Annotated in this window: 20 protein-coding genes and 1 tRNA gene; 11 read left to right on the top strand and 10 right to left on the bottom strand. The window is 72.3% G+C overall.

Translation table 11 applies throughout. The features are described from left to right. Positions 1–2: 2 nt before the first annotated feature. Positions 3–494: a hypothetical protein gene (locus FHX75_RS30935; protein ID WP_170285437.1), complete on the top strand. Its 492-nt coding sequence runs from the start codon at positions 3–5 to the stop codon at positions 492–494. A gap of 22 nt (positions 495–516) precedes the next feature. Here the strand turns inward: FHX75_RS30935 and FHX75_RS22120 are convergent, their stop codons facing one another. From FHX75_RS22120 to argS, 7 genes are all read right to left on the bottom strand, one after another. Next, the gene (locus FHX75_RS22120) at positions 517–1761 is read right to left on the bottom strand and encodes an MFS transporter (RefSeq protein WP_154942261.1); all 1245 of its coding nucleotides are present in this window, start codon (positions 1759–1761) and stop codon (positions 517–519) included. A 23-nt stretch (positions 1762–1784) separates the two neighbouring features. After that, entirely contained in the window at positions 1785–2597 is an 813-nt protein-coding gene (locus tag FHX75_RS22115) for a polysaccharide deacetylase family protein (RefSeq protein ID WP_154942260.1), read from the bottom strand. A gap of 167 nt (positions 2598–2764) precedes the next feature. Further along, positions 2765–6037 carry an efflux RND transporter permease subunit gene (locus FHX75_RS22110; RefSeq protein ID WP_154942715.1) on the bottom strand — a complete coding sequence of 1091 codons (3273 nt, stop codon included), beginning with the start codon at positions 6035–6037 and terminating at the stop codon, positions 2765–2767. Between the two features lie 194 nt (positions 6038–6231). Next, a complete protein-coding gene (gene thrC, locus FHX75_RS22105) occupies positions 6232–7281 on the bottom strand; it encodes a threonine synthase (RefSeq protein ID WP_154942259.1) in 1050 nt (349 codons plus the stop codon). A gap of 108 nt (positions 7282–7389) precedes the next feature. Then, positions 7390–8703, bottom strand: a complete 1314-nt coding sequence (locus tag FHX75_RS22100; protein WP_172894566.1) for a homoserine dehydrogenase — start codon at positions 8701–8703, stop codon at positions 7390–7392. Between the two features lie 8 nt (positions 8704–8711). Continuing rightward, positions 8712–10097, bottom strand: a complete 1386-nt coding sequence (gene lysA / locus FHX75_RS22095) for a diaminopimelate decarboxylase (RefSeq protein WP_154942258.1) — start codon at positions 10095–10097, stop codon at positions 8712–8714. A 6-nt stretch (positions 10098–10103) separates the two neighbouring features. After that, positions 10104–11768, bottom strand: coding sequence for an arginine--tRNA ligase (gene argS / locus FHX75_RS22090; RefSeq protein WP_154942257.1), 1665 nt, complete (start codon positions 11766–11768; stop codon positions 10104–10106). 97 nt (positions 11769–11865) lie between these two features. Here argS and FHX75_RS22085 point away from each other — a divergent pair, with 97 nt between their 5' ends. From FHX75_RS22085 to FHX75_RS30930, 5 genes are all read left to right on the top strand, one after another. Continuing rightward, entirely contained in the window at positions 11866–12663 is a 798-nt protein-coding gene (locus FHX75_RS22085) for a thioredoxin-like domain-containing protein (RefSeq protein ID WP_154942256.1), read from the top strand. A gap of 8 nt (positions 12664–12671) precedes the next feature. Next, on the top strand, positions 12672–13340 hold the full coding sequence (locus FHX75_RS22080) for a DUF305 domain-containing protein (protein ID WP_154942255.1): 669 nt from the start codon (positions 12672–12674) through the stop codon (positions 13338–13340). 189 nt (positions 13341–13529) lie between these two features. Beyond that, complete coding sequence (locus FHX75_RS22075; protein ID WP_154942714.1) at positions 13530–14225, top strand: winged helix-turn-helix domain-containing protein; 696 nt, start codon at positions 13530–13532, stop codon at positions 14223–14225. Positions 14226–14385: 160 nt separating this feature from the next. Beyond that, positions 14386–14457, top strand: a tRNA-Arg gene (locus tag FHX75_RS22070). 168 nt (positions 14458–14625) lie between these two features. After that, entirely contained in the window at positions 14626–15306 is a 681-nt protein-coding gene (locus FHX75_RS30930; protein ID WP_170285436.1) for a hypothetical protein, read from the top strand. Here the strand turns inward: FHX75_RS30930 and FHX75_RS22060 are convergent. Then, complete coding sequence (locus FHX75_RS22060; protein WP_246158459.1) at positions 15303–16955, bottom strand: serine/threonine-protein kinase; 1653 nt, start codon at positions 16953–16955, stop codon at positions 15303–15305. The two genes, FHX75_RS30930 and FHX75_RS22060, sit on opposite strands and share 4 nt — an antisense overlap. Here FHX75_RS22060 and FHX75_RS22055 point away from each other — a divergent pair. The 5 genes from FHX75_RS22055 (at position 16869) to FHX75_RS22035 (ending at position 23105) form a co-directional block, all read left to right on the top strand. Continuing rightward, the gene (locus FHX75_RS22055) at positions 16869–17321 is read left to right on the top strand and encodes an RNA polymerase sigma factor (RefSeq protein ID WP_246158456.1); all 453 of its coding nucleotides are present in this window, start codon (positions 16869–16871) and stop codon (positions 17319–17321) included. The two genes, FHX75_RS22060 and FHX75_RS22055, sit on opposite strands and share 87 nt — an antisense overlap. A gap of 449 nt (positions 17322–17770) precedes the next feature. Further along, on the top strand, positions 17771–19318 hold the full coding sequence (mmsA, locus tag FHX75_RS22050) for a multiple monosaccharide ABC transporter ATP-binding protein (RefSeq protein ID WP_154942252.1): 1548 nt from the start codon (positions 17771–17773) through the stop codon (positions 19316–19318). After that, on the top strand, positions 19315–20613 hold the full coding sequence (mmsB, locus tag FHX75_RS22045) for a multiple monosaccharide ABC transporter permease (RefSeq protein WP_154942251.1): 1299 nt from the start codon (positions 19315–19317) through the stop codon (positions 20611–20613). Before mmsA ends, mmsB begins: the two co-directional genes overlap by 4 nt. A 49-nt stretch (positions 20614–20662) precedes the next feature. After that, on the top strand, positions 20663–21763 hold the full coding sequence (locus FHX75_RS22040; protein WP_154942250.1) for a substrate-binding domain-containing protein: 1101 nt from the start codon (positions 20663–20665) through the stop codon (positions 21761–21763). 115 nt (positions 21764–21878) lie between these two features. Next, complete coding sequence (locus FHX75_RS22035) at positions 21879–23105, top strand: ROK family protein (RefSeq protein WP_154942713.1); 1227 nt, start codon at positions 21879–21881, stop codon at positions 23103–23105. 105 nt (positions 23106–23210) lie between these two features. Here FHX75_RS22035 and FHX75_RS22030 read toward each other — a convergent pair whose 3' ends face one another. Beyond that, on the bottom strand, positions 23211–23858 hold the full coding sequence (locus FHX75_RS22030) for a class I SAM-dependent methyltransferase (protein ID WP_154942249.1): 648 nt from the start codon (positions 23856–23858) through the stop codon (positions 23211–23213). 72 nt (positions 23859–23930) lie between these two features. Continuing rightward, the gene (gene ligD / locus FHX75_RS22025; RefSeq protein ID WP_154942248.1) at positions 23931–24890 is read right to left on the bottom strand and encodes a non-homologous end-joining DNA ligase; all 960 of its coding nucleotides are present in this window, start codon (positions 24888–24890) and stop codon (positions 23931–23933) included. Positions 24891–24897 lie beyond the last annotated feature (7 nt).

Here is a 24897-nt window from a genome sequence, read left to right as displayed (position 1 = left end):
GCATGGAACTCTTCGGTTACTCCCTTCTGCAGATCGGCGGAGAGCTGCCCACCCTGGCCGTGCTGGTGACCGGCCTGGTGCTGGCCGTGGCGCGCCGCGGCCGGCTGCCCCACCGGGCCCGGGCGCTGATGATGTCGGGCCTCGCGGTGCTGATGGTGGTCAGCCTGCTCGGTCTGGCCTGGAACGTGGCCGTGCCGCACCTGCTCGACCTCCGCTGGGACGGTGGCGGCGGATTCCGCCAGTACCACCTGTTCAGCCTCGCCGTCGGCGTGCTGTGGGCGATCGGATATCCGGTCGGGCTCGGCCTGCTCGTCGCGGCGGCGTTCGCCGGCCGGCCGGTCGCCGCGCCCGCCGTCGACTGGGCGGGCTGGACGCCGCCGGCCGGGGACGACGCTGGCCAGCCGGACCCCGCCCCGCAGTCGCCGGCTCCCCCCGCCACCCAGTGGGGCGGCTCGGACCTCCCCGCGCCCCCGGCCACGCCCGACCGGACCTGATCCGCCGAACGCCCGCCGGCGGTCAGGGGGCGGACGCCGGCGCCGCCTCCGTGGCCGGGTCGGACAGCGAGAGGCGACGGGTGGCGATCCGCCAGCCCACCGCGTAGACCAGCGTCACCAGGCCGCAGCCGGCGAGCACCACCCGCTCGTCGACCACGTCCACCACCGAGGCCACCACCAGCTGACTGACCGAGATGGCCAGCGTCGCCAGCATCATGTCGGTGGCGAAGACCCGGCCGCGCAGCCGGTCCGGCACCTCGCCCTGGAGGGCGAAGTTCGACAGCACCCAGTTGCTGCCGCCGCCGAAGTGGGCGACGAAGACCAGGACCAGCACCAGCGGGAACCAGCCGACCACCGAGGTGCCCAGGTAGGCCAGGCCGTACAGGGACATCGACGCGGCCAGGCCGGGCAGCAGCCAGGCCCGGTTGGTGAGCACCCGGCGCATCAGGATCGGCCCGACCAGTGCCCCCGCGCCCCGGAACGCGAAGAGCAGGCCCGCGCCGACCGCTCCAACGCCGTACACGCCGGCGAGCAGCGGGAAGACGGTCAGCACGCCGTTGCCGAGCCCGACCGCCGACTTCACCGTGACCAGCGCCAGCACCCGCGGCCGGTGCCCGATGTAGCCCAGCGCCTCCCGGATCGCCGCCCAGGTGCGCGGCGTCGGCAGGTCGGCGTCGCGGGGGGCCTGCAGGGGCCGGCGGATCCGCGCGGCCAGGCCCGCGGCCAGCGCCAGGCCGACCGCCGCCACCCAGAAGCAGGCGTACGGCCCGGCCGCCGCGCTCAGCACGCCGCCGAGCGAGGCGCCGACCACAGTCATCGTGCCCCAGGCTGAGCCGGCGACCGCATTGCCGGCGGCCAGCTCGTCCGGATCGAGCACGTTGGGCAGGGCGGCCTGCGCGGCCGGCGAGTAGAACGCCTTCGCCACCGCCACCGTGGCGATCGCCAGCATGGCCAGCCAGGCGGTGCCAGCGCTGCGTACGCCGAGCAGGAGCAGCACCCCGAGCAGGGCGGCGACGTTCGCCACCATCATGATCTTCTTGCGGTCGAACCGGTCGGCGATGGTCCCCGTGTACGGCAGCAGCAACGCGACCACCCCGGTGTCCAGGGCGAGCACCAGCGCCCCCCAGACGCCGCTGCCGGTCAGCTTCGGCAGGAGCACCAGCAGCGGCACCATGACGAACCAGTCGGCGCCGAAGACCACCAGCTCGGCCAGGAAGAGGTTGCGGAAGTTCCGGTTGCGGGTGAGGACCGAGAAGGTGGGCGACACGTGCCCGAACCTTACCCGGCCGCTCACACCGCGGCGGTGCGTCGCAACAGCTGGGAGACGGTGACGAAGGTGTAGCCGCGGTCCCGCAGCCCGTCGATCATCGCCGGCAGGCCGCGCAGCGCCACCTGGCGGCGCTCGGCCCCCACGTCGTGGGCGAGCAGGATGGTGCCCGGCACGACGTCGGCCACGATGCGCCGGGCGTGCCCCGCCGGGTCGTTCGGGAACTCGCCCTCGACCATCTGGAGCGACCAGAGCACCAGGCGGTAGTCGAGGCGTACGGCGGCGTGCAGGACCGCGCCGCCGAGGTGCCCGTACGGGGGTCGGGCCACCCGGGGCGGGCGGCCGGTGACGTCGGTGATGGCGTCGTGGGAGCGGCGCAGGTCGTCGTGGACCTCGGCGGCGTCCATCCGGGCCAGGTCCCGGTGCCGCCAGCTGTGGTTGCCCACCTCGTGCCGGCCCAGCCGGTCCCGGATCAGGCCGGCGTGCCGGCGGACCCGCTGGCCGACCAGAAAGAAGGTGGCCGGCACGTCGTGCTCGTCGAGGGTGTCCAGCACCATCGGCGTCCACTGTGGCAGCGGGCCGTCGTCGAAGGTCAGCGCCACCGTCCGGCTCTCGGTCGGGACATGCCAGACCACCTCCAGCGCGCCGCCGCCGACCTGCTGCCGGCGGTTGCCCACGGTGGCGCTGGCCGGCCCGCCGGCGAGCGGGAGCCGCCGGTCGGCGAGGTACGTGGTCTCGGACATCCCGACCGCACCGACCGCGGTGCCGCCGGCCAGCAGCGCGCCGCCGCGCAGCACCGTCCGCCGTCCCCACCGCACACCGTCCTCGCCCGCCATGCCGCGCCCCCGCCCGTCCGGTCGTCCGAAGTGGATGATCGACAACTGACGGTAGGGGGCCGCCGCAACGCCGGCACAGGGCCAAGGTCACGGCGGGCTGTCGGAGTTTCGACAGCACAGCGCCCCCGGCCGGTGGTACGGGCCGGGGGCGCTGTGTGTGGGTCGGACTACTCCTCGGTCGGCGGCAGCGGCGAGCGGCGGCTCTTCGGCAGCCGCAGCACCTCGAACTGGTCCGTGCCGTCCAGCAGCGCGGCCGAGGGCGCAGGCCGGGCCGGCGACCCGGCAGCCGGCGTACCGGTGGCGGCGACCGCGGCCGGGACCGGCGCGTCGGCCTCGTCCCCGGCGGCGGCCGCCGGGGCGGCCGGCTCGACCGGGGCCGGGCCGCCGGAGCGCCGGGCCCGGCGGGCCCGCAGCGACTCCTTGGTGCGCTCCACCATGGTGTAGAGCGTCGGCACCAGCACCAGGGTCAGCAGCGTCGAGCTGAGCAGACCGCCGATCACCACCACGGCCAGCGGCTGGGAGATGAAGCCACCCTCGCCGGTCAGCCCGAGGGCCATCGGCAGCAGCGCGAAGATGGTGGCGACCGCGGTCATCAGGATCGGACGCAGCCGCCGCCGGCCGCCCTCGACCACCGCCTCGGTCACGCCCATCCCCTGCGCCCGGTACTGGTTCACCAGGTCCAGCAGCACGATCGCGTTGGTCACCACGATGCCGACCAGCATGAGCACGCCGATCAGCGCCGGCACGCCCAGCGGGGTGCCGGTGGCCAGCAGCAGGCCGATCGCGCCGGTCGCGGCGAACGGGATCGAGATCAGCAGGATCAGCGCCTGGGTGATGCTGCGGAAGGTCGCCACCATGATCAGGAAGACGATCGCGATCGCGGCCAGCACCGCCAGGCCCAGGTCGCCGAAGGCGTCCTCCTGCTCGGCGCTCGCGCCACCGACGGCCACCGTCGCGCCGGGCACGTCGATGTCGGCGACCCGCTTCCGCAGCTCCTGGGTGATCGCCCCCAGGTTGGAACCGGTGGCGGTACCGGTGACGGACACGCTGCGCTCACCGTCGATCCGGGTGACCTGCTGCGGTCCCTCGCCCTGGGTGACGTCCGCGATGTCGTCCAGCTTGACCGGGCCGACCGGCAGGGCCCGCAGCTGCTCCACGGTCGTCGGCGGGGTGGCCGAGGTCCGCAGCACCACGTCCTGCTGACCGCCTTCCAGGGTCACCCGCCCCAGCGGGGCACCCCGGTACGCCTGCGACACCAGCTGCCCGACCGCCGCCTCGCTCAGCCCGACCCGGGCCGCGGCGAGCCGGTCGACGGTGACGTCGACCCGGGGCACCCGCGTCGCCAGGCTGGTCGAGACGTCCTCGACGTCCGGCGTGCCGGCCATCGCCGCGCGAGCCTCCTCGGCGGCCCGGGCCAGCGTCTCCTGGTCGGCGGCCTGGACGACCAGCTCCAGCTGGTCACCCTGGCCCTGGCCGAAGGTGAGCTCGCCGACCTCGGCACCGAGGGCGTCGAACTTCTCCCGCAGGATCTCCTTCATCTCCTTGGCGTCGGTGTCGCCGTCGAGCGCCACCGACCAGCGGGCGGTGTTGTTGCCCCCGCCGCCCAGCCACGGCTGGTCGCTGCCGCCCGCCGTGACCTGGTACGTCTCGACGCCGTCGGTCCGGCCGAGCACCTCCTCGACCCGGCGGGCCGCCTGGTCGGTGGCGGCCAGTCCGGCGCCCGCCGGCAGCTCCTGGGTGATGTTCAGGGTGTCCTGGCCGGAGTCGTCCAGGAAGTTGGTCTCCAGCTTCTGCGCGAGGCCGAACGTGCCGAGCAGCACCAGCAGCCCCACCGCGACGGTGATCCAGCGGGTCCCGCGGGTGCGGGTGGCGAACCCGATCGTCGGCAGGTACGCCCGCTGCAACGGGCTGCGCAGCTCCTTCTCCTCGGCGGCCCGACGCACCTCGGCGTCGTCCGCCCCGGCCCGGCGCGGCGTGAGGAACCAGTACGCCAGCACCGGGATCACGGTCAGCGAGACCAGCAGCGAGGCGAGCAGGGCCACCGTCACGGTGATCGCGAACGGCGCGAAGAGCTGCCCGACGAAGCCGCCCACCAGCGCGATCGGGGCGAACACCGCGACCGTGGTGAGGGTCGACGCGGTCACCGCGCCGGCCACCTCGCGGACCGCGGTGACGATCGCGTCCCGCTTGGGTTCGCCGTACTCCAGGTGGCGTTTGATGTTCTCCAGCACCACGATCGAGTCGTCGACCACCCGGCCCACGGCGATGGTCAGCGCGCCGAGGGTGAGCAGGTTGAGCGAGTAGTCGCCGACCCAGAGCGCGAGCAGCGCCACCACCACCGACAGCGGGATGGAGACCGCGGTGACCAGGGTGGAACGCACCGACAGCAGGAAGACCAGGATCACCACCACGGCCATGAGCAGGCCGAGCAGGCCCTCGGTGGTCAGGCTCTCGATGGACTTCTCGACGAACGGCGCCTGGTCGAAGACGACGGTCAGCTCGGCGCCGGAGGCGGAGCGCAGGCCGTCGAGCCGGTCCCGGATCTCGTGCGAGATGCGCACGGCGTTGCCGTCCGGGGCGGCGATCACCTGGACGCCGAGGCTCTCGATGCCGTTGGTGCGGGTGATCGCGGTGGCCGGGGCGAGCTGCTGCTGCACGGCGGCCACGTCACCGAGGCGGACCGGCGGCGCCTTGGGCACGCTCGACGTGAGCACGATGCCGCGCAGGTCGTCCAGGGTGGTGATCGGGGCGCCGACCTGCACCGGGAGTGCCCGGGTGCCGTCGGTGACCGCGCCGGCCGGCACGGAGATGCCGTTGGTCTTCAGCGCCGTGCCGATGGCGGTCGGGGCCAGCTTCGCGGCGGCGAACTTCGCCGGGTCCGGCGTGATCGTCACGACCTGGTCGCGGGTGCCGGTCACCTCGACGGTACGGACGCCGTCGATCCCCTCCAGCTCGGGTACGACGGTGCTGCGCAGCTTCTCCGCCAGCGCCCGCTCGTCGCCGCCCCCGCTGGCGGCGAGCACCACCGCGGGCAGGTCGTCGGTGCTCCCGGTGAGGACCTGCGGGTCCACCTCCGCCGGGAGCTGCGCGTCGATCCGGCCCAGCGCGGTCTGCATCTTGTTGGCCGCGTCGTCGACGTCGGTGCCGAACTCGAACTGCACCGAGACGGTCGCCGAACCCTCCCGCGAGGTGGAGGTGACCTTCTCCAGCCCGGGCAGGCCCTGGAGGCTGTTCTCGATCGGCTCGGTGACCTGGGACTCGACGATCTCCGGCCCGGCGCCGGGGTAGACCGCGACGACGAACGCGCCGGGGAACTCCAGCGACGGCAGCAGCTGCTGCTTGAGCGAGGGGACGGCGAACGCCCCGAACGCCGCGGTCACCACCGCGATCAGGGCGACCAGTCCCCGGTTGGCGAGGCTGGATCTGGCGAGCAGCGACATCAGCGGACTCACTCCTGCAGGAGGTCGACGGGGTGAGCAAAGTGTGCCCGATTCACTTTCCCCCACCCCCACCGACCCACCGCCGCCCCGACCCTCCCCGGCACCGCTCGTCGATCATGAAGTTGTTGCCACCGGAAAGCGCTCACCAGGGCGACAACTTCATGATCGACCGGGGGCCGGCCGGGGGCCGGGGGTCAGGCGAGGTCGAGGGAGCGGGCGGCGGCGAGGGGGTCGTTGGCGATGGTGACCGGGGCCGGGGCGGTGGAGATGGCCCACTCCGGGTCCTTGAGGCCGTGGCCGGTCACCGTGCAGACGACCGTGGAGCCGGGCGGGACCCGGCCGGCCGCGGCCTGCTGGAGCAGGCCGGCCACGCTGGCCGCGCTGCCCAGCTCGACGAAGACGCCCACCTCCCGGGCGAGCAGCCGGTACGCCGACAGGATCTCCCGGTCGGTGACCGCCGCGATCAGGCCCTGGGAGGCGTCCCGGGCGTCGACCGCCTTCGTCCAGCTCGCCGGGTTGCCGATCCGGATGGCGGTGGCGATCGTGGACGGCTCGTGCACCACCTGGCCGGTCACGATCGGCGCGGCGCCGGCGGCCTGGAAGCCGTACATCTTCGGGGCCCGGGTGGCGTTGCCGGCGGCCAGATCCTCGCCGTAGCCCATCCAGTACGCGGAGATGTTGCCGGCGTTGCCGACCGGCAGGCAGTGGATGTCGGGGGCGTCGCCGAGCGCCTCGACGATCTCGAAGGCGGCGGTCTTCTGGCCGTGCAGCCGGTCCGGGTTGACCGAGTTGACCAGCGCCACCGGGAAGTCCTGGGCGAGCTTCGCGGCCAGCGACAGGCAGTCGTCGAAGTTGCCCTGGACCTGGAGCAGCTTCGCCCCGTGCACCAGCGCCTGGGCCAGCTTGCCCAGCGCGATCTTGCCCTGCGGCACCAGCACCGCGCAGGTGATCCCGGCGCGGGCCGCGTACGCCGCGGCGGAGGCGCTGGTGTTGCCGGTGGAGGCGCAGATGATCACCTTGTCGCCCGCCTCGACCGCCTTGGACACCGCGACGGTCATGCCGCGGTCCTTGAACGAGCCGGTCGGGTTGGCTCCCTCGACCTTCAGGTGCACGTCACAGCCGAGCCGGGCGGAGAGCACCGGCGCGGGCAGCAGCGGGGTGTTCCCCTCGTGCAGGGTGACGACGGGGGTGGCGTCGGTGACCGGCAGCCGGTCCCGGTACGTCTCGATCAGACCGCGCCACATGTCGCTCTCCTCGCCTCGCCCCGGTTCCGTTCGGGGGTGTCTCAAGCCTGGACCAGCCGACCGGGGCGGCGACCGGCGCACCCGCCGCCACCCACCAGACGGGACGCCCTACTGCCCGCCCTCCACCCGCAGCACGCTGGTCACCGATCCGACGATGTCCAGCCCGCGCAGCTCGCGCACGGTCGCGGCGAGCGCCGCGTCCGGGGCGACGTGGGTGACGATGACCAGTTCGGCGTCGGAGCCCCGGCCGGCCGGCCCGCCGCCCGCCGGGCCCTGCCGCACGGTGGCGATGGAGACCTCGTGCCGGGCGAACACCCCGGCCACCGCCTCCAGCACACCCGGACGGTCGGCCACGTCGAGGCTGATGTGGTAGCGGGTCAGCGCCTCCCCCATCGGCCGCACCGCCAGGTCGGCGTACGCGGACTCGCTGGCCGCCCGCGCCCCGGCGAGCCGGTTGCGGGCCACCGCCACCACGTCGCCGAGGACGGCGCTGGCGGTCGGCGCGCCACCCGCGCCCCGGCCGTAGAACATCAGCTGCCCGGCCGCCTCGGCCTCGACGAAGACCGCGTTGAACGCGTCGCCGACGCTGGCCAGCGGATGGGTCAGCGGGATCATCGCCGGGTGCACCCGGACGCTGACCGTCTCCCGGCCCGCGGCGTCGGCGCCCCGGGCCGCGATGCAGAGCAGCTTGATCGTGCAGCCCATCGCCCGGGCACTGGCCACGTCCGCGGCGGTCACCTCGGTGATCCCCTCGCGGTGCACGTCGGCGGCGGTGACCCGGGTGTGGAACGCCAGCGAGGCGAGGATGGCGGCCTTGGCGGCGGCGTCGAAGCCCTCCACGTCGGCGGTCGGGTCCGCCTCGGCGTACCCGAGCTCGGTGGCCTCCTCCAGCGCCTCGGCGAAGCCGGCGCCGGTGGCGTCCATCGCGGAGAGGATGAAGTTGGTGGTGCCGTTGACGATGCCGGTGACCCGGTTGATCCGGTCCCCGTGCAGCGAGTCGCGCAGCGGGCGCAGCAGCGGGATCGCCCCGGCCACCGAGGCCTCGTAGTAGAGGTCGGCGCCGCCCTCGGCGGCCGCGTCGTGCAGGGCCGCGCCGTCCTCGGCGAGCAGCGCCTTGTTGGCGGTGACCACGCTCTTGCCGGCCCGCAGCGCCTCGACCAGCCAGCCGCGCGCCGGCTCGATGCCGCCGACCACCTCGACCACCACGTCGACGTCGTCGCGCTTGATCAGCCCGAGCGGGTCGGTGGTGAACAGCGCCGGGTCGACCGGCAGGTCACCGCGATCGCGCCCGACCCGGCGTACGGCGATGCCGGCGATCTCCAGCGGGGCGCCGATCCGGGCGGCGAGGTCGGCCGACTGCTCGTGCAGCAACCGGACCACCTCGCTGCCCACGGTCCCGCAGCCGAGCAGCGCCAAACGCACAGGTGACGTCATCCCACATCCAAAGCGAGCAGGTCCTCTTCGGTTTCCCGTCGGACGATCAGCCGGGCCCGGCCGTCCCGCACCGCGACCACCGGGGGGCGGGGCACGTGGTTGTAGTTGCTGGCCATGCTGCGGCAGTACGCGCCCGTGCCGGGCACCGCGACAAGATCTCCGGGCTGCACGTCGGCGGGCAGGAATTCATCCTTCACCACGATGTCCCCGGACTCACAGTGCTTTCCCACCACGCGGGCGAGCATCGGCTCGGCCACCGACGCCCGGTTCGCCATGGTGGCCGAGTACGAGGCGTCGTAGAGCGCGGTACGGATGTTGTCGCTCATCCCGCCGTCGACGCTGACGTAGGTGCGGATCCCGTCGACGTCCTTGACCGTGCCGACCTCGTACAGGGTGAAGACCGCCGGGCCGACGATCGCCCGGCCGGGCTCGATCGACAAGTGCGGCACGGCCAGCCGCTCGGCCGCGCACTCGCCGTCGACGATCTTGCGCAGCCGCTTGGCCAGGTCCTGCGGCGAGGCCGGGTCGTCCTGGGTGGTGTACGCGATGCCGAAGCCGCCGCCGAGGTCCAGCTCGGGCAGCTCCACCCCGCGGGCGTCGCGGATCTGCGCCTGCAGGGCGAGCACCCGGCGGGCGGAGACCTCGAAGCCGCTGGCGTCGAAGATCTGCGACCCGATGTGCGAGTGCAGGCCGCGCAGGTCGAGCACGCCCTCGTCGAGCACCTGGAAGGCGGCCGCCGCGGCCGCCCCGCCGGCGAGCGAGAAGCCGAACTTCTGGTCCTCGTGCGCGGTGGCGATGAACTCGTGGGTGTGCGCCTCGACGCCGACGGTGACCCGGATCAGCACGCCGGGGCGTACCCCGCGCTCGCGGGCCAGCGCGGTGAGCCGGTCGATCTCGGTGAACGAGTCGAGGATGATCCGGCCCACCCCGGCGTCCAGCGCCCGGGTCAGCTCGGCCACCGACTTGTTGTTGCCGTGGAAGCCGATCCGCTCCGGCGGCATCCCCGCCGACAGCGCGGTGGCCAGCTCGCCGCCGGTGCAGACGTCGAGGTGCAGCCCCTCCTCGGCGATCATGCGGACCACGGCGCGGCAGAGGAACGCCTTACCCGCGTAGTAGATGTCCACGTCCGGGAAGGCGGCGCGGAAGTCGCGGCAGCGCGAGCGCAGGTCGTCCTCGTCGAGGACGTACAGCGGGGTGCCGTACTCGGCCGCGATCTCGCGGACGCCCAGGCCGGCGACGGCGAGCGCGCCGTCGTCGGCCCGCGTCACGTTGCGCGGCCACAGCTGCGGCACCAGGGCGTTGACGTCGGCCGGCGAACGCAGCCACGCCGGCCCCCGGCTGCCGATGTCGCCGTGCAGGGCACCGGCCTCATGCGCGCGCACGAATGCTCACATCCTCTCCGGAGCGGTGACGCCGAGCAGGTGCAGGCCGTTGGCGATGACCACCCGCGTCGCATCGTTGAGCCAGAGCCGGGCCCGGTGCAGGTCGGTGACCTCCTCGTCACCGCGCGGCAGGATCCGGCAGTTGTCGTAGAACCGGTGGTACGCCCCGGCCAGTTCCTCCAGGTAGCGGGCCACCCGGTGCGGCCCCCGCAGCTCGGCGGCGGTGGCCACCACGGCGGGGAACTCGGCGAGCGCCTTGAGCAGCTCGTTCTCCTTCTCGTGCCCGAGCAGCTCGGCCCGGAAGCCGGCGGCGTCGCCGCGGGTCAGCCCGACCTCGGCGGCGTTGCGCCCGACGCTGGCCGTCCGGGCGGCGACGTACTGCACGTAGTAGACCGGGTTGTCGCGGGTGGCCCGGGTCCACAGCTCGACGTCGATGTCGATCGGGGAGTCGCTGGAGTAGCGGGCCAGCGCGTACCGGGAGGCGTCCACCCCGATCGCGTCGACCAGGTCCTCCAGGGTGACCACGGTGCCGGCCCGCTTGCTCATCCGCACCGGGGCGCCCTCGCGGACCAGGTTGACCAGCTGGCCGATGAGGATCTCCAGGTTGCGGTCCGGGTCGTCGCCGAAGCAGGCCGCCATCGCCTTCATCCGGCCGATGTAGCCGTGGTGGTCGGCGCCCAGCATGATCACGACCCGCTCGAAGCCGCGCTCGCGCTTGTCCAGGTAGTAGGCGCAGTCGGCGGCGAAGTACGTCCACTCGCCGTTGGACTTGCGCAGCACCCGGTCCTTGTCGTCGCCGAAGTCGGTGGTGCGCAGCCAGGTCGCGCCGCCGGCCTCGAAGAGGTGGCCCTGCTCGCGCAGCCGCTCCAGGGCGAGGTCCAGCTCACCCCGGTCGTGCAGGTCCTTCTCGTTGAAGTAGGTGTCGAACTCCACCCCGAATGCGCGCAGCGAGGACTTGATCTCGGCGAACATCAGCGCGACGCCCTCGACCCGGAAGACCTCCTGGGCGGCGGCGTCGTCCAGCTCCAGCACGTCCGGCCGGACGGCGCGCACCTGCTCGGCGATCTCGGCGATGTACGCGCCGCCGTACCCGTCCTCGGGGGCCGGCTCGCCCTTCGCGGCGGCGAGCAGCGACCGGGCGAACCGGTCGATCTGGGAGCCGGCGTCGTTGAAGTAGTACTCGGTGCCCACGTCGGCGCCGGTGGCGCGGAGCAGCCGGCTCAGCGCGTCACCGACGGCCGCCCAGCGGACGCCGCCGATGTGCACCGGCCCGGTGGGGTTGGCCGAGACGAACTCGAGGTTGATCTTCTGGCCGGCGAGGGCGTCGCTGCGGCCGTACTCCGCGCCGGCCTCGACGATCGACCGGGCGAGCTGGCCCGCGGCGGCGGCGTCGAGCCGGATGTTGAGGAAGCCGGGGCCGGCGATCTCCACGGACTTGACCCCCGGGGCGCGGCCGAGCTGGTCGGCCAGCGCGGCGGCCAGCTCCCGCGGCGGGACCCCCACCTTCTTGCTGAGCTGCAGCGCCAGCGTCGAGGCGTAGTCGCCGTGCTCGGGATTGCGCGGTCGCTCCACCGCCGTCCGCTCCGGGAGCGCGGCAGGGTCCAGGCCCCGCTCGGTGAAGACGGCGTGGGCTGCGGAGAGGACGACCTCGGCGAGTTCTGCGGGAGTCACCGAACCATGCTAACGGGGGTAGACTCGGTCACTCGGCGGCGACCCTGCGCGTCACCCTGCCCGCCAATCCCCTGACCGACCGACCTGACGAGGCACCATGAGCATCAGCACCCCGGGCGGCCCGGAGCGCCGTCCGACCGTGGTCAGCACCGGCAAGAAGCCGGCGGCTGGCCGGCCCGCGTCCGGCGCCAAGCCCGGGGCCGGCAAGTCGGCGGGCTCCCCCCGCCAGACCTCGGGTGGCAAGGGCCCCCGCAAGCCGGTCACGCCGGTCAAGGTGAGCCAGGGCCGGTCCTGGGGCCCGATCGCGCTCTTCGTGGCCGTCGGCGTGCTCGCCGCGGCGATCATCGGGTACGGCGCGTACGCGGCCTTCCAGGGCTCCAAGCCGTGGGAGAAGCGGGCCGCCGACATCGACGGCATCGTCGACTTCCGCAAGAAGGACGCCAAGCTCGTCCAGGGCGGCCAGCACCAGCAGGGCCCGATCAAGTACGACGTCAACCCGCCGGTCGCCGGCCCGCACAACGCGGCCTGGCAGAACTGCATGGGTGACGTCTACGACGCCCCGATCGCCAGCGAGCACGCGGTGCACAGCATGGAGCACGGCGCGGTCTGGATCACGTACCGCTCCGACCTGCCGGCCGACCAGGTGACGAAGCTCAAGACCAGGGTCCAGGGCAAGGAGAAGCTGATGCTCAGCCCGTTCGACGGGCTGGACAAGCCGATCTCGCTGCAGGCCTGGGGCTACCAGCTCAAGGTCGACAACGCCGACGACGGCCGGATCGACGACTTCATCAAGACCCTGCGCGTCAACGCCTCGGTCGAGGGCCCGAACGCCAACTGCGGCCAGGGCATCACGGCCACCGGCACCACCCCGCGCGACCCGCAGCCCACCCAGTAAGGACGGCCATGACCGCTCCCGTGACGACGGACAGCGCACCGGACGAGACCCCGGTCACCGACGACGGTGGCCGGCGGTCCGCGCGCCGCTACGGCGTCCTCGCGCTGACCGTCGCCGTCGTGGTCGGTCTCCTTCTGGGTTACGCCGGCGGCCTGCTGACGCCGAGCCTCACCCGACCGGGTGACAGCTCGGCCGAGGCGGGCTTCGCCCGGGACATGACCAGCCATCACGCCCAGGCGGTGGAGATGGGGCTGATCGCCTTCCAGAAGGGCAGCGACCCGGAGGTACGCCAGATCGGGGGCGACATCGCCACCGGTCAGCAGGGCGAGATCGGCACCATGCAGACCTGGCTGCGGTCGTGGGGGCTGGACCCGACCGGCTCGGAGCCGGCGATGGCCTGGATGCCGGACGGCCGGGACAGCGTCCGGGACGGGCTGATGCCCGGCATGGCGACGCCGCAGGAGATGGCGCAGCTGCGCGCGGCGCAGGGACACGACCTCGACGTGCTCTTCCTGCGCATGATGATCAAGCACCACCTGGGTGGGATCCACATGATCCAGGGCATCCTCGACCACGGCGGGGACGACGACGTGCGCAAGGTCGCGCAGACCATGAAGAACACCCAGCAGACGGACCTGGTCAACCTCCAGAACGCCCTCAAGCGCCTGGGCGGCTGATCCCGGCACCCGGCTTCATGGAGGCCCGCGTACCGCCCGGCGGACGCGGGCCTCCGTTCGTCCCGACCCGCGCGAGTGTCCCTTTATGCCCCTTTGGCGGCCTTTGGTCGCTCCGACCGATTGCGGTCGTTGGAGACTTTTCTCCCCACATATCGTGACCAGTTGCGATTCGGGCTCGTTGCGCAGGACGTGGGGGTTGCACTGAGAGACGCGCGGCGGTCGGTCACCAGCTGGTGCCGGCGCCACACCATCGGCGGTGACGGAGCGGTGGCAGCCGTCCGTCGCGGACACCGGCAGGGCGAGCCCGGAACGCTCAGCCGCGAACAGGAACTCGAACTGATCGACGTCCTGCGGGGCGTCCACCCCGACGAGTTCGGGCTGGACGAGGAGCTGTGGACGCGACAGAGCCTGACCACGCTGATCCAGCGCCAGTTCGACCTGGCGATGGACGCCGGCACCGTCGGGGCGTACCTGCGGGCCTGGGGGTTGGGTCCGCGGGAGCCGCGGGAGCGGGCCTGCGGGCTCTGCGTCGGCGCGGTCGAGCGCTGGGTACGCAGCGAGTACCCGGCGATCACCCGGGCCGCCCAGGAGCACTCCGCGGAGGTCTACTGGATCGGCCGGGTACGCCTGCGCGGCACCATGCCGGCCGCGGACGTGATCTCCGCGGTGTCGTCCCGGGGCCGGGTCCGGTTCATGGTGACCACGCCCGGCGTGGACGCGCCGCTCCCCCGCGACTTCGTGCTGCGGCTCAGCGGTGCCGAGGAGCGCACCGTGCACCTGATCGTGGACGGCTCGTGGCCCAAGAACGAGTGGCCCCGACGCCTCCCCCGCCGCATCGTCCTGCACCCCCTCCCCAGCTGCGGCCGCGCCCTCGCCGCCGCCTGACCCCCGGCCCTTTCGCGTTGATCATGAAGTTGTTGTCGGCGGGCACGGCGTGTCGGGACAACAACTTCATGGTCAACTCGGGATTCGAGGGACACGGAGGGGGCACCGGGTGCCGATTCGGTGTTCGGGACGGGGTTTGGTACTCTTCTCGGGTCGCTGAGCCCCCGTAGCTCAGGGGATAGAGCACCGCCCTCCGGAGGCGGGGGCGCAGGTTCGAATCCTGCCGGGGGCACATCACTGACATACGCGAATGGCCCCGGCTGCCCAGCCGGGGCCATTCGCGTTTCCGGCAGAATCTCGTCCGGTCTTCCCGAACGGGATCAGGAAAATCCGCATCACACAGGCAGAACCGAAACCTTGCCCGGACGGAAGGAACGCCCTGATGTGGACCCTGCGCCTGATGACTGCCGCTCTCAGCCTCTCGATCCTGACCGGCTGTACGACCGACCCGGAGAATGTCGACGGAGAGGCGGGACCGGCGGGTGCCCCGTCGGCGACCGCCACCGCCTCCGCGAGCGCCGCCGCCTCCTCCTCGACCACCCCGTCGGCGACCGCCAGTGCCGCCGTCTCCCCGAGCGCCGCAAACTCGACCACCCCGTCGGCTGCCCCGTCGACCTCCGGTAGGACCAGCGAGATCCGCAAGACGGACTGGGCCAACGTGACGCTGGCGAATCTGGACTACCTGGGCCTCGGTGACGTGCGGTTCCGCGATGGTAGGGGGTCCTCCGGTGCCAACAACTGCACCATGCTGCCCGGCGGCGCCCGACCCGCGTACGCGGAGTTCCTCACCGAAGAGCCGGCGAGCAGCCCGGTCACCGAGGACGCGCTCATCCTCATCGAGTGCGGCAGCGACGGCCTGGATCAGGCGCTCATCCCGGTCAAGCTCGGCTTCGACCAGAAGACCCGCGAAACGATGGGGTTCATCCAAGCCGACCCGCCCCCTGGACCGGGCAGCCGGATGACGTTCACCTCGTACACCGTCGAGAAGGGCGTGATCGTGACGACCGTGCGGAAGGCCGACGGCGGCAGGGAGACGCGCCGCTACCGGTTCGGCGGCGGTAAGACCTGGGAGCGCCTCTAGACGGCCGGCGCCAGTGATTCGCTCGTCCACACACCACGCAGGATCTCCTCGGTGTGGTCGACTCCGTCGACCTGCCGGATCTGGACGTAGATGCCGTAGTCGCCGGTGGACGGCGTGATCAGCGCCTCGGTGAAGGAGATGGTGGTGCCTCCGCAACGGGTCCACCGTTGCACGGCGGCGGTGGTGGAGCCGGTGCGGTATTGCCGGTCAGGCTCCGGAGCGCAGGTCGAATGGTCGGGCAGGGCCGGAGTGGCACCGCGTAACGCCCTGCTCGCACCGACGAACACACCCGGGACGGCGGTCGTCGGGTCGGACCACGCCGCCAGGTCCGCGCCGACGACCAGACCGGGGGCGCGACCGGCCGGCAGGCGAATCGACTGCGGGTTCCAGCCGGAGTCACGTACCTGTCCGGCCCATGCCGCCGGCACCGCCACCGAGAGGCTGTGGGAGGCGTCGACCACCCGCGTCCAACGGGATTGCAGGAGGGGCCCGTCGGCCCACGCCGTACCGACGAGCACGGCCACGACGGTCAGGACGGACGCGGCCGCCAGCCACCGGAGGGGCACGAACCGTCGGACGGGCCGACCCACCGCCGCGGCGTCCAGCGCGTCGGCGAACGCCACCGCCGACGGCCACCGCCGTGCCGGATCGGGGTTCAGCGCCCGCAGCACCACACCGTCCACGCGCGACGGTATCTCCGAGCGGACCCTCGACGGGCGTACCACGGGCATCGCGGCCGCTGCCGCGACGGCCTGGACCGACGCGGGCAGGCTGGGAGGTCGGCCGGTGAGCATGTGGTAGGTCAACGCCCCCAGCGCGTAGACGTCGGCGCGTACGTCGAGGCCGCCACCGAGACGGGCCTGTTCCGGCGCCATGTAGCCGGGCGACCCGGCGATGATGGTGAAGCCGGAGCCGTGCGCGAGGGCCTTCGCCAGACCCAGATCGCCGACGAGCACCCGTTCCGCGGTGCCCGGTCCGGTGAAGAGCACATTGGACGGCTTCAGGTCCCGATGAATGATGCCGAGGCCGTGCAGGACGGCCACGCCCCGGGCGAGGTCCGCCGCGGTGGCCAACGCATCCCGCACCGGCATCGGTCCGGTCTCGAGTCGCTCCGCGAGGGTGCCCCCCGACGCGTAGGTCATCACCAGATAGGGGCGCCCATCGGCCAACTCGCCCACGTCGAGGACGCGGACCAGTCGATCCGACTCGGCGCGGCGCAGGATGCGCGCCTCCTCGGCGAAGCGGGTCCGGACGTCGACGTGGTGCGTCCAGTTGTCCGCCAGGACCTTCACCGCGACCGATGTCCCCAGGGCCTCGTCGTCGGCGAGCCACACGGTGGCGAACGCACCCGATCCGAGGCGCCGGCGAACCCGATACCGACCGATCCGTTCGGGCACCGACACGGCCGTACTATAGGCCGGTCGTCGGCCGCCTCGCTGCCGCACATTCGGGGGAATGGACAGACCATGGCGCTCAGCCCGGAGACCGAGGCCATCGCGCGAAAGGCCGCAGCCGGCGACGCCACGGCGCTCGACGCGTTGCTGACGCGCATCCGGCCGGATGTGCTGCGACAGTGTGGTCGGTTCCTGCCGTGCCTTCAGGACGCGGAGGAAGCGTGCCAGGACGCGCTGCTCCAGGTTGCCCTGCACATCACCCGGTTCGAGGGCCGGTCGAAGTTCTCCACCTGGCTGCACGTCGTGGTCGCCAACTGCGCCCGGCAGACGTACCGCTCGCTGAAACGGCGCGCGGCGGAGCGGGTGGCTGCCGAACTGCCGGTCAATCTGCCGGATCCGCGGACCACCAGCGTGATCGCCGGTTCCCGACTGGACCTGCTGGACGCGTTGGAACGCCTCGAGGCCCAGCGGCCGAACCTGGTGGCCGCTCTGGTGCTGCGGGACCTGTGCCAGCTGGACTACGACGAGATCGCCGAGCAGCTCGCGATACCCGTCGGCACGGCGAAGTCACAGGTTCACCGGGCGCGGCAGCACGTCCGCCATTCGCTCGACCGTGCGTGACGGCGCACAGCGGGGCCGGATGCCCGCACCAGCCCCCGACCGTCCGGGCAGGCCTGGCCGGACTCGTCGCGTCTGAGCGGATCTGAGCGGTCCGCGCCAGGCGGCCTGGCGGCTGGACCGAGTGGTCCGGGGCGGTCCTGCCGCTCCCCGGGCCGGCACGCCCACGCAGGTCGCGGCCCCGGTGGCCCGATGGCGGGCGCGGACCGGCCCGGGCGGGAGACCGGCGACACAGCCGGCGATGTCTACCGCGTCACCCGGCGGCCGAGGAACCAGACAGCCCCGCCAGCCGGGGCACGGACCGGACGCCATATTGCCGGATTGTTACAACGGCCGGCCAACGGAAACTTGCGGATCGCCGTCGCGCGTGAATAAGTTGTGGTACGCAACAAAACCTCGTGAGGCCTAACCCAGCGAGAGGCATCCATGATGTTGGCGAGGTGCAGCAAGTCATGAGCGACGCGCCCATCCTCCTGGAGATGCGCTCCATCACCAAGGAGTTCCCAGGAGTCAAGGCTCTTTCCGACGTCAACCTGGTGGTGCGCGCCGGTGAGATCCACGCCATCTGCGGCGAGAACGGCGCGGGCAAGTCGACGCTGATGAAGGTGCTCAGCGGCGTCTACCCGTACGGCACGTACGACGGCGACATCATCTACCAGGGCGCCGAGACCCGCTTCTCCGACATTCGGGCGAGCGAGGCCGCCGGCATCGTGATCATCCACCAGGAGCTCGCGCTCATCCCGCACATGTCGATCACCGAGAACATCTTCCTCGGCAACGAGCCGCGCAAGCGGGGTGCGATCGACTGGAAGGCCGCGAACCGGATGGCGCTCGACCTGATGGCCCGGGTCGGTCTCCAGGAGGACCCGGACACCCTGATCAAGGACATCGGCGTCGGCAAGCAGCAGCTGGTGGAGATCGCCAAGGCGTTCGCCAAGGACGTCAAGCTGCTCATCCTGGACGAGCCGACAGCCGCGCTCAACGAGGCGGACTCGCGGCACCTGCTGGACCTGCTGCGCGGCTTCCGCTCGCGCGGCATCACCTCGATCATGATCTCGCACAAGCTGAACGAGATCGAGGCGATCGCGGACCAGATCACCATCCTGCGCGACGGCCGGACGGTGGAGACCCTGGACGTCCAGGCCGGGGCGGTCGACGAGGACCGGATCGTGCGGGGCATGGTCGGCCGCGAGCTGAGCAGCCGCTTCCCGGACCACACGCCCAAGATCGGCGAGGTCTTCTTCGAGGTCCGCGACTGGAACGTCCGGCACCCGATCTCGGCCGAGCGCCAGGTCTGCAAGAACGAGAGCTTCGTCGTACGCCGCGGCGAGATCGTCGGCTTCGCCGGCCTGATGGGCGCGGGCCGCACCGAGCTGGCGATGAGCGTCTTCGGCCGCTCCTACGGGGTGTACGAGTCGGGCACGATCATCAAGGACGGCAAGGAGATCGTGCTGAAGTCGGTGGCGGACGCGATCGCCCACGGGCTCGCGTACGTCAGCGAGGACCGCAAGGCGGTCGGCCTCAACCTGCTCGACGACATCAAGACGTCGACGGTGGCCGCCAAGCTGTCCAAGATCTCCCGGCACGGCGTCCTGGACGAGGTCGCGGAGTACAAGGCGGCCGAGTCGTACCGCCGGGAGCTGCGGACCAAGACCCCGTCGGTCGACGAGAGCGTCTCCAAGCTCTCCGGCGGCAACCAGCAGAAGGTCGTCCTCGCGAAGTGGATGTTCACCGACCCCGACCTGCTGATCCTCGACGAGCCGACGCGCGGCATCGACGTGGGCGCCAAGTACGAGATCTACGGCATCATCCAGCGGCTCGCCGACCAGGGGAAGGGCGTCGTCGTCATCTCCTCGGAACTGCCTGAGCTGATCGGGCTCTGCGACCGCATCTACACCGTGTTCGAAGGAACCATCACCGGCGAGATCGCCCGCGAGGATGCGGACCCGGAGACCCTCATGAAGCAGATGACCTCTACGAAGAAGATGCAGACACGATGAGCCGATTGAAGGACCTGCAGAAGAACCTCTTCGGAGGCACCACTTCCAACGCCCGCCAGTTCGGGATGATCTTCACCCTGGTGGCGATCGTCGTCCTGTTCCAGATCTGGACGGACGGGCTGACCCTGCGGTCGGACAACCTGATCGCGCTGTTCCAGCAGAACTCGTACATCCTCATCCTGGCCATCGGCATGCTGATGGTGATCGTCGCCGGGCACATCGACCTCTCGGTCGGCTCGGTCGCCGCCATCACCGGCATCCTGGTGGCCAAGGCGATGGCGGAGTGGTCGCTGCCCTGGCCGGTCGCCATCCTCTACGGTCTCGCCATCGGCGCGATCATCGGCGCCTGGCAGGGCTTCTGGGTCGCCTACATCGGGGTGCCGGCGTTCATCGTCACCCTGGCGGGCATGCTGCTCTTCCGGGGCGGCAACCAGTTCATCGGCGACGCCAACACCATCCCGGTGCCGGAGGGCTTCCGGGTGATCGGCTCGGGCTTCCTGCCCGAGGTCGGCCCGAGCACGGGCTACAACAACCTGACCCTGCTGCTCGGCCTGGCCGCCTGCGTGGCCGTGGTGTGGCGGGAGCTGAAGTCCCGCAAGACCCGCCGGGAGATGGACGCCGACCCGGCACCGATGTGGATCTCGGTCCTTCGGATGGCCGTCATGGTCGGTGTGATCGTCTTCGCCTCGCTGCGCTTCGCCAGCGGCCGCGTCGGCACCAGCTTCCCGGTCTCCGGCATCATCCTGGTGGCGCTGGTGCTGGCGTACTCCTTCTACACCCGCAACACCGCCGGGGGCCGGCACATCTACGCGGTCGGCGGCAACTCGCGGGCGGCGGAGCTCTCCGGCGTCAAGCTCAAGCGGGTCAACTTCTTCGTCATGATGAACATGTCGGTCCTGGCCGCGCTGGCCGGCATGATCTTCGTGGCCCGTTCGGCGGCCTCCGGTCCGCAGGACGGCAACGGCTGGGAGCTGGACGCGATCGCCGCGGTCTTCATCGGCGGCGCGGCCGTCGCCGGCGGCATCGGCACCATCAGTGGCTCGATCGTCGGCGGTCTGGTCATGGCCGTGCTCAACAACGGCCTGCAGCTGAAGGGCGTCGGCAGCGACCAGGTCCAGATCATCAAGGGGCTGGTCCTGCTGCTGGCCGTCGCGCTCGACGTCTACAACAAGAAGCAGGGACGTTTCTCGATCATCGGCAGCCTCACCCGCTCGTTCCGCCGAGACACGCCCAGCACGCCCTCGTCCCCGTCGGAAGCGGAGCGCGAGCCCGCCAAGACCGCGGTGTCCGGCTGACGGCCACCGACCTCTCCCCTATCACCACAGAAGAAGGGCACTACTTGCCATGCGCAATCTCCTTGCCAAGACGGTGGCGATCGGCGCCATCGCGACGCTGGCTCTGACCGGCTGCGGCTCCGGCCGTGACGGTGAGTCCGGCGGCTCCGGCGCCCCGGCCAAGGGCTTCGCGGCCGACTCCCTGATCGGTGTCGCCCTGCCGTCGAAGACCTCGGAGAACTGGGTCCTCGCCGGTGACCTGTTCACCAACGGCCTGAAGGAGGCCGGCTTCAAGAGCGACGTGCAGTACGCCGGCGCGTCGACCACCGTCGCCGACCAGCAGGCCCAGATCACCGCCATGGTCACCAAGGGCGCCAAGGTCATCGTCATCGGCGCGACCGACGCCGCGCAGCTGTCGACCCAGGTCGCCGCGGCGCACCAGGCCGGCGTGAAGGTCATCGCCTACGACCGGCTGATCACCAACACCCCGGACCTCGACTACTACGTCGCGTTCGACAACTTCAAGGTCGGCCAGCTCCAGGGCCAGGCCCTGCTGGACGGCATGAAGGCCAAGAAGCCGAACGGCCCGTACAACATCGAGCTCTTCTCGGGCTCGCCGGACGACAACAACGCCGGTGTCTTCTTCAACGGCGCGATGAGCGTGCTCAAGCCGGAGATCGACAAGGGCAACGTGGTCGTCGCCTCGAAGCAGACCGACGTCAAGCAGACCGCCATCCAGGGCTGGAAGGCCGAGGGTGCGCAGGCCCGCATGGACCAGCTGCTGACCTCGACCTACGGCAACAAGGAGCTGGACGGCGTCCTCTCCCCGAACGACACGCTGGCCCGCGCGATCATCACCTCGATCAAGGGTGCCGGCAAGAAGGTCCCGGTCGTGACCGGCCAGGACTCCGAGGTCGAGTCGGTCAAGTCGATCATGGCTGGCGAGCAGTACATGACGATCAACAAGGACACCCGGAACCTGGTCAAGCAGACCATCGCGATGGTGAAGTCCCTCCAGGCCGGTGACAAGCCGGAGATCAACGACACCAAGTCGTACAACAACGGCAGCAAGGTCGTCGAGACGTACCTGCTCCCGCCGGTCGCCGTGACCAAGGCGAACGCGGCCGAGGCGTACGCGAACGACCCGAAGCTGGCGCCGCTCACCAAGTAAGCACCTCAGGGTAGTCACGACGTCGGGTCCCGGAAGTCCGTTTCCGGGACCCTTCGTTGTACTCCCCGGCAGATACCCACGACCGACCGGAGGCGGCCTGCACGTGGCGACACCCATGCGGTCCGGGCCACCCCGGCAGGGCCGCAACCCGGAACTCCTGCCGGCCTCGGCGCCGGGCGCCAGCCAGGAGGAGATCCGCCGGCAGAACCTCGGCGCCGTGCTGCGCTACGTCCACGTGCACGGCCTGACCTCCCGCGCCGAGCTGACCAGTCGGCTCCGGCTCAACCGGAGCACCATCGGCGCACTCGCCGCCGACCTCGCCGCCGCCGGCCTGGTGACCGAGGAGGCGCCCACCACCGCCCGCCGCGCCGGCCGCCCCTCGCTGGTGGTCAGCCCCCGCTCCGGCCGCGTCTACGCGCACGCGCTGAGCATCGAGGCGGACCGGCTGCGCGCCGCCCGCGTCGGCCTCGGCGGCCGCATCCTCGACCTGCGCGAGGCCGACCGTCCGTCCGGAATGGCGGCCCCCGACGCCGTCGCCCCGCTGGCCGACCTCGTCCGCGACATGGAACGCGCCGTCCCCGGTGACGCGCTGCTGGCCGGCGGCGGGGTCGCCGTGGTCGACACGACCCGCGACGCCGACGGCCGGATCCGGATCGGCGGCGCCGACGAGACACTGCACGCCGCGCTCAGCGCGGAGTTCGGGGCCGGCCCCCGATTCGTCACCGGCGACCTGGCCGACATCGCCGCCCTCGCCGAGCACGTCCGGGGCGTGGCGGCGGGGGTCAACGACGTCGTCTACCTGCACGGTGACCTGGGCGTCAGCGCCGGCATCATCAGCGGCGGCCGGCTGGTGCTCGGCCACCGCGGGCGCAGCGGCAAGGTCGGCCACATGGTGGTCAACCCGGACGGCCTGCCCTGCGGGTGCGGCTCACGCGGCTGCTGGGAGACCGAGATCGGCGAGGCGGCGCTGCTGCGGCACGCCGGCCGGGAGCCGGGCGGCCCGGACGCGGTCGCCGACGTCCTGCGCGCGGCGGCGGCCGGGGAGCAGCCGGCGGTGGCGGCCGTGGAGCGGGTCGCCGACTGGCTCGGCTTCGGCGTGGCCAACCTGGTCAACGTGGTCAACCCGAACACCGTGGTGTTCGGCGGCTCGCTGCGCGAGCTCTACCTCGCCGGCGCGGGCACGGTCCGCCGCCGCCTGGACACGATGGTCCTGCCGCCCTGCCGCGAGATCGTGCACCTGCGCGCGGCGGCGCTCGGCCGCGACGCCGCCCTGATCGGCGCCGCCGAACTGGCCTTCGACACGCTCCTGGCGGACCCGCTGCACGCCGGCGCCGCCGGCTAGCCAGGTCGGCGTCCGGGTCCCGCTGCGCGGGTGACCGGTCGGCACCGGCGGCGTCGTCGTTCGCCAGCGACGCGGGCCGTCCGGTTGGGCCGTCGCCGGTCGCGGCTAGGTGTCGGAGGCGCGGACCGTCCGGAGCAGGAAGCCGGGCAGCGAGAGCTCCCGGCCGCCGGTCTCCGCGGCCACGTCGATCTCCTCGATGTCCGTGTCGACCCACTGCGGCTCGGCGAAGCCCGCCCGCAGCAACTCCTCGGTCACGCCCCAGCCGTGGCCCGCCGCGAGGGAGACCGCCAGGACGAAGACGGTCGCGCCCGGCGCGGCGAGACCCGGCAGCAGGGCGAGGTACGCCTCCACCGCGCCGCCGCCGCGCCGGTGGAGACTGTGCAGCAGACCGGAGTCGAACACCGAGTCGAACGGCGCCGACGGCAACGACAGCTCCGTGGCGTCCTGCACCTCGAAGTGCACCGTCAGGCCCTCGCCGGCGGCCTTGGCGCGGGCCATGTCGATCGCCACGCGCGAGATGTCGACCCCCGTCACCTGGTAGCCGCGGCGGGCGAGGGCGATCGCGAGGTCACCGGGGCCGCATCCAATGTCGAGCACCTTCGGGCCCTTCACCCCGCGGTCGAGCACCTTCGCAAGGGCCGGCTGCGGACCGCCGATGTCCCAGGGCGGCCCGCCCGAGTCGGCGGTGTCGCGGTAGAGCGCGTCGTAGTCGTGGGGCTCGTAGCCGTCAGCCTCGGCGTCGTGTGCGGTCACCGCAGACCCCCTGGACAATCGTCCGCTGGCCGGAGCTCGACCAGCACCGTCCTACCGTCGGCATGACGCGGATCAGCCGGCCGCCCGGCGGGCCCGGGCCCGGCGTTTCCCCTCGTGCATGGCCTGCACCCGGGCGATCGGAATGGTCCGCCCCTCAGCGACCAGGTCGGCCGGGAGCCGCTGCGGCGCGGGCAGCGCTTCGGCCCACGGGTCCCGGTCGGCCACCAGCGCCGGCACCGTCCGCACGGTGAAGTCGCCCGGGGTGATCCCGTCGAGGTCGTCCCAGGCCACCGGGAAGGAGACCGGCAGGCCGGGCCGGACCCGCGGGCTGTACGCGGCCACCACGGTCGCCCCGCCGGCCCGGGTCGCGTCGACGAAGACCCGGCCGCCCCGGTCCTCCCGGATGAAGGCCGTGGTGGCCAGGGCCGGGTCGAGCCGTTCGGCGTGCACGGCGAGGGCTCGGGTGGCGGCGGCCGCCTCCTCGGCGGTGGTCGCCGGGTCGACCGGTACGAAGACGTGCACGCCCTTCGCCCCGCTGGTCTTCACCGCCCCGGCCAGGCCGACGTCGTCGAGCGCCCGCCGCACCAGCGCGGCGGCCCGGACCACCAGCCCGAACGGCTCCCCCTCCGGCGGGTCGAGGTCGAGCACCAGGTGGGTCGGGTGCTCGGGGTGCGCCACCGTGCTCAACGTCGGGTGGTACTCGATCGCCCGCTGGTTGGCGAACCAGAGCAGAGTGCGCCGGTCGTCGCAGAGGGCGTACGACACCTGCCGGTGGGACGCCTCCGCCCAGACGGAGGTGCGGCGCACCCAGTCCGGGGTGTACTTGGGCAGGTTCTTCTGCATGAACGGGTCCTGCCCGCGCAGCAGCCGGATCACCGAGAGCGGCCGGTCGCGCAGGCCGGGCAGGATGCGCTCGCGCACGGCGTCCAGGTAGTCGACCAGGTCCCGCTTGGTGACGTCACCGCCGGCGAGCAGCGGTTGGTCCAGGTTGGTCAGCCCGACCCCGTCCCGGGTCTCCTCCGCCCCGCTCATCAGCCCA

The sequence above is a fragment of the Micromonospora palomenae genome, from assembly GCF_007829925.1.
In the GTDB taxonomy this organism is placed as follows: domain Bacteria; phylum Actinomycetota; class Actinomycetes; order Mycobacteriales; family Micromonosporaceae; genus Micromonospora; species Micromonospora purpureochromogenes.
This window is presented reverse-complemented; position numbering and strand designations above follow the sequence as displayed.